We start from the raw sequence: 7,349 nt of genomic DNA, 5'->3' as shown, positions 1-7,349 counted from the left end.
GGATTTTTAATCAGCTATATGACGGTGAATTTGCTGATCTTGTAGCGCTTTGCAACAGCGCGCCAAGTTTCTCCATTAGCAATATCGTTAAGAATTTTTTGTCGGAATTGGCTGCAGTAGGTCATAGGATATGCTCAGTTTGTTTTTGATAATTCTACTATAAGTCGTTCTTTATATCTGCTTTGGATAGATTGGATTATAAGTGATTTGACTATAATTAGTCAATAATTTTTTATGGTATTTAAGATTGTGCTCAAAAAGAACTTTTTGAACACAATCTTAAAATTATTCCGCTATCCATTTTAAATTTTGCGAATAAGGATGAATTATGGCGCTTTCTCTCTGCGTTATTGGTAGTAGTAATCTTGATCATGTTTTTAATGTAGCGCATTTTCCACGTCCAGGAGAAACGTTACGTGCCGATAATTATCAGCTTGTTTATGGTGGAAAAGGTGCTAACCAAGCGGTTGCAGCATTAAAAAGCGGAGCAAATGTACAGTTTATTAGTGCTGTTGGTAATGATAGTGCGGGGATTGCGATGCGCCAAGACTTTGCCTCTTTAGGTATGCAGGTAGACACTATTCAGATACATCCTGATTTACCAACAGGGCTTGCTGCTATCCAAGTGTCAGTGCAGGGAGAAAATAGTATTGTTATTGTCGCTGGTGCAAATGAAAGTGTAAATAGTGAGACCATTAGTCAATATCAGCAAACGATTATGCAGGCAGAGATGGTATTGATGCAGTTAGAAACCCCTTTAGAAGGAATTTGTAAAGCAGCGGAAATAGCCAATAAAGTAGATAAAAAAGTTATTCTTAATCCAGCACCAGCCAAAGCGTTACCAGATGATTTATTGAAAAATTTATGGATGATTACGCCAAATGAAAGCGAAGCTGCTTTATTGACGGGAATAGAAGTTAAAACAATTACTGATGCAAAATCTGCGGCAGAAAAATTGCGTGAAAAAGGAGTGTCAGAAGTGATTATTACTTTAGGTAGTAATGGCGTGTATCATCAAAATACTATTTCAGAAAAACATTATCCCGCGTTTCAAGTAACTGCAAAAGATACTACAGCAGCTGGTGATACATTTAATGGCGCATTAGCAGCTGCTTTATTAGAGAGACAAAGCTTAGATAAAGCCATTCGTTTTGCCCAAGCGACAGCTGCATTGTCAGTACAAGTTGCAGGTGCTCAGCCTTCTATTCCAAGTCGAAAAGAAATAGAAACGTTTTTGACATCTTGTTAAGCAGAAGCATAGCCAAATGGGTTTAGCTGTGCTTTTTATAAAGATTTAATTTGTAGAGGCAGGGGAAGTGGCTTGTGATTTTTTCCAATCTTGTGCTAAGAAAAAGATTTGAATACAGGCAAGAATAGCATTGGGGATGATAATCGGTAATAACATTCCTTTACCAATACCATAGATGACAAAGCAAGCGCATCCACAGAAGTTGACAATACGCACTTTACGCAAATCCCGTAATAAAAAGCTACCTACAATGAAAACAGAAGCAATATAGCCAATAAAATCAATAAAAGTCATTCTTATTCTCTTTATATGTTAAATAAAGGGCGCATAGAGTATCAGAAAATTTTCTATATAGCAGGACTCTCAAAAAACGCATACAGTAATTGGATATAGAATGTTGTTTTCAAATTGGATATTGAGTTAACGTTGTATGTATTGTTTGTGAGCCCTGCTATATAGCCAAACATCTTTAAACTCACATACGCGACTAATTTACCTTATTTCATTAAAGTGTACTGTCTGGGGTTTATCTTCTTGTATGTGAGTTGAAATCATTTAACTATATTTAGATTTTTACAAAATCCTACAAAATAGGAAAAATTCGTTTTTTTGAATTATAAAAATGGATTAAAATCATAATGTTATTTTCTATTATCGTGAAAGGTTACTAGAATAACAGTGTTAAGATAGATGAATAAACTAAGCGCACATACTATTACTGGAATAGTGATCTAATTTCTGTAGCTCTTTTGTTAGTCTTTGATTATATTAGTAAAAATTTATCAAAAACAGAGTGTTGCAAAGGTCTCATGTTAAATGGCTGTAGTTTTTAAAACTTAGAAAGACTTTTTAAAAAGCAGATGACTTCTCGAATTTACCATAAAATAAACAGTAAATAGTTTATTAATGATTAACACAGATACTTTGGAGGTAAGTGTGCAAGTATCTATTTGGCGAATTTTGGCAGGGGTAGGTATTGTTACCGGGACAACAGTAGGCGCAGGGATGCTTGCAATTCCAACAGCAACAGCAGGATTATGGTTTGGAAAATCTTTATGTGTCTTTATCATCACTTGGTTTATGATGATGATAACGGGATTGATGATTTTAGAAGCCGGACAATATTTTCCAAAGCGAGCGCATTTTCAGACAATTGTTCGAGCGGTTCTTGGACAAAAATGGGCAATTATCAATAGTCTTTCGTTAGCTTTTGTCCTTTATTTGCTGGTGTATGCTTATATTTCTGTTGGTGGGGATTTAACCGCCCATAGTATTGAGCAGATAAGTGGGCAAGCAATGCCACTTTGGGCAGGACAATTAATTTTCTTTGGAGTATTGGGATTGGTTGTGTGGCTATCTCATCAATGGGTTGCAAGATTTAATGCTGTCATTGTAGTTGCTTTAATGATTAGCTTTTTATTAACGGTTGCAGGGATGTTTTCAAGCGTAAAATATGATGTGTTGTTTCCCACACAAGCGGGTGAGTGGCAATATATTTGGGTAGCTTTACCAGTTGTATTAACGTCTTTTGGCTATCATATCAATGTTCCAACTTTGCGGGTGTATTTACATAACCATTCTAAAAAAGTGGCAATCGCAATAGTATTAGGAAGCTTTATTGCATTATTGTTATATGCGCTTTGGCAATTGGCGGTTCAAGGCGTATTGCCAAGAGCGTATTTTGCGCCAGTTATTGCAGGTGATGGACAAACTTCTGTTCTGATTAAAGCGATGAGTCCTTTCACACAAACGCATTCAGCCACTTTACTTTTAACGATGTTTTCTTATTTTGCCATTGCTACTTCTTTTTTAGGTGTAGCGCTTGGTTTATATGAGTTTATTGCAGATGTTTTTTCTTTTGGCGATAGCTTGAATGATCGGCTAAAAACGGCGTTTATTTCATTAGGATTGCCGTTGCTATTTTGTTTATATAAGCCTTATGGGTTTGTTAGTGCAATTGCTTATGCGGGACTTGCGCTGACGATTTGGGCATTGATTATTCCTGCAATGATGATTGTAAAAACTCGCCGACAAGCAGTATCTTCGATTGCTAAAAATGATGAGGATGAACTTATTGAGCCTTTCCGCGTACCATTTGGGTATTTGTTAGTAGGTATGGTGATTTTATTTGCCGTGATAAATATTGCGGCTAAGGTTTTGTCAGATGCGGGATGGGTTCCAGTATTTACTGGTTAACAGGATATTTTTAAACAGAAGTTATATGGGATAATCAGCATTTCTTAAGTAAAAAACCTGAGGAATTTCTCAGGTTCTTATTTATTTTTTAAGGTGTTAATTCTTTTTTATCGAACCAATAATAGCGAGTAGAATAAACGCGCCAACAACACCACATACTATTTCACCGATAATATTATTGGCAGATAATCCGATTAAGCGAAAGACAATACTGCCAATCACGCCACCGACTAAACCAACAACAATATTACCAAGAGCACCAAATCCTCTACCTTTAAATAAATTACCTGCAATCCAGCCAATCAGTGCGCCAATAATTAGAGAGCCAATAATACCCATTGTTTTTCCTTTAAGTTTGAATGTTAAGAAGAAAGAGCGGGCTATGATAGCTTGGTTTTTGTAAAAAACACAGCGATTATGAGAATTGTAACGGTTTGTCCGTTGGCTTAATGGAATGTTTAAAAGAGAACGCAGTCATTTGATAGGGCGAAATTAGGTACGAATAACAACGATTGGATTGGAGAGTATCTAGTATTAGTGAATTGGATAATAATAATTTTGTCATCAATGGTTTGAGAAGATATTAGATTTTCATTAGTGCTTAAATTGAAGCCGATACGAAAAATGCGAGACAACGGTAGGTTAGATAAATTATTGAGCAATAATGCGATATGGTATAAGGATTTCAATCATACTGAGACCTTTGCAAAATTCCGTTTTACACTAATTTTTACTACTAGTAGAAAAATTAACATATTGATTTTAATATATTTTTAAAATTTGAAAAATTGAAATTTCCCTATTTTTAGGGGCTTTGCAAAGGTCTCAAAGTGTGGCAAAAAATGGATATTGGATATTGGATATTGGGTATTGGAGAAGCCGAGTCCATAATTTTTATGTGGTAGACGGTTGGTTTGAAAATAGCGATTTTCAATTTGCTTGTGCATACGAAAAAGATTGCCAATGTATTATTGCAGAAGCTAAATAATGTTAGAAAATAGTATGTTAACAGATATTGTTGGATAGATTAGCTGGTGCTTAAGGTAGTAGATTTAAACAGTATTTTTTTGATAAGACGTGAATTAAAAAAAAAACTTATTATTTTCATATATTTGATATTTAAATAAAAAATTATAATTATGCTTTGTTGGTGCGGTAAATTTTTATAGGATACCGCTAACAAAGCTTTTAATATATTTTCGTCCAAGATGTCTGAGCGTTACTTATTTCTTTCCCTTATCAATATGAATTAACCCATTCAAAATACCGTCTAATCCGCCAAAAACAGAGATTTTATCGATTTTTTCGGTCACTTTTTCTAGCGTTTCCAATTCTTTTAAGCGCAGGGCGGTGGGATTGTCTTCCATCACGCGCGCAGTATTCAATAAAGAACGGGTGGCAGCAGTTTCTTCACGGCGACGGATGTTGTTGGCTTGGGCGGTTTTTTCTGCTTCGACGACGCGGCTGAGGATGTCGCGGACTTCACCGGGGAGGATGATGTCTTTAATGCCGACGCTGTGGATTTTGATGCCTTGTAGATTTTTGCTGCGCAGAATGGCGGCGAGTTCGTTATCGAGTTGGGATTTTTCGGCAAGCAGTGCGTCGATAGTTTTGCTGCCAACGACCGCGCGCACGGCAAATTGTAGTTCGCGGTAGAAGTTGTCTTCCCCGTTTTGGTAGGTATCGCGCCAAACTAAGGCATCGGTGATTTGCCATTGGCAGGTGGCGTTGATGCGCACGGTGATTTTGTCTTCGGTAATGAGTTCTTGTCCGCTGAGTTCGGTGAGTTGGAGACGCAGATCGTATAGGTTGTAGTCCAATGTATGATGGATTTGCCAGAAATGATAAATGCCGGTGGATAGGATGCGTGTTTCTTTTTCGTTGATGGTGAGCAAGGCGAGATGTTGCGGCGGCACGTTGATAACGCGGAGATACGGCGCAACGGCGTTTTGCACATCGGGCGTGGTGGCACGGAAAAGCGAGATAATGTTTTCCGGCACTTGCAGATTGTCATTAAGGGTGATGCGCTGATAGTCCGCGCGGGTACTGCGGTAGAAGTAGGTGGTTTGCCGCGGTGGAATCAATCCTTGCAGAGTGCCATTGTCCGTCCATAAGAGTATTTCATTCTCAGCGGTGGTGACGGTTTCAAGGTATTGCGCAAAGAGTTCGGGGTTATTTTTCTGCCATTGTTTGGCGTAGGCATCGTTGGCAAAGCGGATTTCTTTGCTGTTGAGTTTGGCAACGAGCAGGTTTTTTTGTTGCAGCAGTATGTATTCGCCTTTCGGCAATACGGCTTCCGGTTTACCCAATACGCTGATGAGCAGATATTCGCCTTCATCGACGCTGTAGTAGCGCAATGGTTCGCTGATAGTTTGTTGAAGTAGGACTTGTTCCGCCTCGGTAGGAATGCGGTAGTCGTCCTGCGGCATTTGCCAGACGGATAAAGCGCTTTCGCCGGCAGCGGGTCGCCAAAAAGCCCGCACTTCACCGGCTCTGATGACTTGCGCAGGCATGTGCGGATGCCAAACGATGGTGGCGGTATTTTCAGGTGATGCAATGACTTGCCAATAGTGCTCGGCAGCGTTGCGGTCAAAGCGTAACAGGTTGGTGATGCCCGTCCATTGAACGCGTAAATCTTTTAAAGTTTCTCTATAAATTTCGACAGACTTGAAGCCATGCCAAATCCAATGTTGTCCAGCGGACAGTACTTGCTGAAATTGACCACCGATAAAGACGATGGCACGTTCATTAAAAGCAACGATAATTTTTTTCACATGTTTTCTCCAAGTATTGAGGGCAATCTGCCGCCTGCCGCTGACAGCAAGCGTCGTGGCGAAAATCGTGTGCGCCACAGGGAGCTGCGCTGCGGCGACGGTGCAAAAAGCAGCCTTTTTGCGGTAAACAAGGTTTCGTGAAAACCCTGTTTACCCGTCTTACCTGAGCGCGCCCGCCGTTACGTCAGCCGTTTGCGCGGACGACGCCCGCTGCTTGTCCGCAAACTTTACGACCCGTAAGCCGTTTAGTCCGCCTAACAACGCGAAAGACGACAGATTGCCGGTTTTTTACATAATGGACTCGAACCATCTCGAAAGCCGCAGCTTTCTTACCATGAAACAAACGGTGGACTCGAACCACCGACCGGAAGAGGGACAGTCTTCTGCTCTACCCATTGAGCTAGTTTGTTGTATAGGTAGCGATAAATTGCCGACCTATCTGCAGATGGCGGAATCGAACCACCGACCTAAGTGGGGAGTGTCACTTCGCTCTGCCACTGAGCTAATCTGCCATTTTTGCTATTCTTCGGTATACAGGACGGCACACCGCTGCACCAAGCTGCTTTTCAGAAACAGTCTTTTTGAAGAATAACCATAAGATTATAAGGGAAAAAAGTAATTGTTGTTAGATAGTATCTAAATATTTTTCTATTATTTTCTGTGTTTTTGATGATGAAATGGTTTTGTATTATCGATGCGTAAAGTACGCTGCTAATAGATATGATTAAGCCTATCTGAGAAAGGTTGTCTGTGTCTTAGTAAAAGACGAAATTTAGAAGTTGTTTGAGTAAAATTGTGTAAAAATTATACAATTCTTCAAATTATCATTATTTATAGTTTACTAGCTAAGTTATCCACATTTTTTCCCAATCTAGATACACATTTAAAAGGGAAAACTTGGAAAAATAGTTTGTGGATAACTTTGGGGAATAAAAAATATGAATATAAATCAATAATTCATGTAACTTGTTTATTTTTTAATCATTTATATAAAAATTATTTAAAAACAGCATATTGTATTTTTTATTCACACTTAATCCCCGAATAGATAACTATTTTTGTGTGCAAGTGAAAAAGTCAATATTGTGGATATCTTTCAGTAGATAAAAAGTCATTTTTATTCATGGAGA

Annotated in this window: 8 protein-coding genes and 2 tRNA genes; 3 read left to right on the top strand and 7 right to left on the bottom strand. The window is 38.6% G+C overall.

Annotation, left to right across the window (positions count from 1 at the left end; all coding sequences use genetic code 11):
- Positions 1–14 precede the first annotated feature (14 nt).
- Positions 15–125: a helix-turn-helix domain-containing protein gene (locus tag A5N85_RS15260; RefSeq protein ID WP_143143235.1), complete on the bottom strand. Its 111-nt coding sequence runs from the start codon at positions 123–125 to the stop codon at positions 15–17.
- 203 nt (positions 126–328) lie between these two features.
- Between A5N85_RS15260 and rbsK the strand changes: the two genes are divergently transcribed.
- Positions 329–1,249 carry a ribokinase gene (rbsK, locus tag A5N85_RS12510; protein ID WP_072577506.1) on the top strand — a complete coding sequence of 307 codons (921 nt, stop codon included), beginning with the start codon at positions 329–331 and terminating at the stop codon, positions 1,247–1,249.
- A 45-nt stretch (positions 1,250–1,294) separates the two neighbouring features.
- Here rbsK and A5N85_RS12505 read toward each other — a convergent pair whose 3' ends face one another.
- Positions 1,295–1,543, bottom strand: a complete 249-nt coding sequence (locus A5N85_RS12505; protein ID WP_072577505.1) for a uroporphyrinogen decarboxylase — start codon at positions 1,541–1,543, stop codon at positions 1,295–1,297.
- Between the two features lie 642 nt (positions 1,544–2,185).
- On the opposite strand from A5N85_RS12505, the gene A5N85_RS12500 reads away from it, so the two are divergent.
- Complete coding sequence (locus A5N85_RS12500; RefSeq protein WP_072577504.1) at positions 2,186–3,445, top strand: aromatic amino acid transporter; 1,260 nt, start codon at positions 2,186–2,188, stop codon at positions 3,443–3,445.
- A gap of 96 nt (positions 3,446–3,541) precedes the next feature.
- Here the strand turns inward: A5N85_RS12500 and A5N85_RS12495 are convergent, their stop codons facing one another.
- Positions 3,542–3,784 (bottom strand): GlsB/YeaQ/YmgE family stress response membrane protein, encoded by a 243-nt coding sequence (locus A5N85_RS12495; RefSeq protein WP_072577503.1) that lies wholly within the window; start codon positions 3,782–3,784, stop codon positions 3,542–3,544.
- A 475-nt stretch (positions 3,785–4,259) separates the two neighbouring features.
- Between A5N85_RS12495 and A5N85_RS15790 the strand changes: the two genes are divergently transcribed.
- Positions 4,260–4,433: a hypothetical protein gene (locus A5N85_RS15790; protein ID WP_172460833.1), complete on the top strand. Its 174-nt coding sequence runs from the start codon at positions 4,260–4,262 to the stop codon at positions 4,431–4,433.
- A gap of 235 nt (positions 4,434–4,668) precedes the next feature.
- Here A5N85_RS15790 and A5N85_RS12490 read toward each other — a convergent pair whose 3' ends face one another.
- The 4 genes from A5N85_RS12490 to A5N85_RS12480 all read right to left on the bottom strand — a co-directional run bounded on the left by A5N85_RS12490 (position 4,669) and on the right by A5N85_RS12480 (position 6,732).
- Positions 4,669–6,297, bottom strand: a complete 1,629-nt coding sequence (locus A5N85_RS12490; RefSeq protein ID WP_115306038.1) for a slipin family protein — start codon at positions 6,295–6,297, stop codon at positions 4,669–4,671.
- A gap of 106 nt (positions 6,298–6,403) precedes the next feature.
- Positions 6,404–6,562 (bottom strand): hypothetical protein, encoded by a 159-nt coding sequence (locus A5N85_RS15785; RefSeq protein WP_211268210.1) that lies wholly within the window; start codon positions 6,560–6,562, stop codon positions 6,404–6,406.
- Positions 6,557–6,629: transfer RNA gene (locus tag A5N85_RS12485), tRNA-Asp, on the bottom strand. Before A5N85_RS12485 ends, A5N85_RS15785 begins: the two co-directional genes overlap by 6 nt.
- Positions 6,630–6,658: 29 nt before the next feature.
- Positions 6,659–6,732: transfer RNA gene (locus tag A5N85_RS12480), tRNA-OTHER, on the bottom strand.
- Between the last annotated feature and the right edge of the window lie 617 nt (positions 6,733–7,349).

Source organism: Suttonella ornithocola (genome assembly GCF_001889065.1).
In the GTDB taxonomy this organism is placed as follows: domain Bacteria; phylum Pseudomonadota; class Gammaproteobacteria; order Cardiobacteriales; family Cardiobacteriaceae; genus Suttonella_A; species Suttonella_A ornithocola.
The sequence above is the reverse complement of the archived record's forward strand: the minus strand, read 5'-3'. Positions and strand labels throughout refer to the sequence as shown.

Bases quoted from the DNA above. Each gene is read 5' to 3' on its own strand.
- A5N85_RS15260 (WP_143143235.1), bottom strand. From the start codon at position 125: ATGACCTACTGCAGCCAATTCCGACAAAAAATTCTTAACGATATTGCT.
- rbsK (WP_072577506.1), top strand. From the start codon at position 329: ATGGCGCTTTCTCTCTGCGTTATTGGTAGTAGTAATCTTGATCATGTT.
- A5N85_RS12505 (WP_072577505.1), bottom strand. From the start codon at position 1,543: ATGACTTTTATTGATTTTATTGGCTATATTGCTTCTGTTTTCATTGTA.
- A5N85_RS12495 (WP_072577503.1), bottom strand. From the start codon at position 3,784: ATGGGTATTATTGGCTCTCTAATTATTGGCGCACTGATTGGCTGGATT.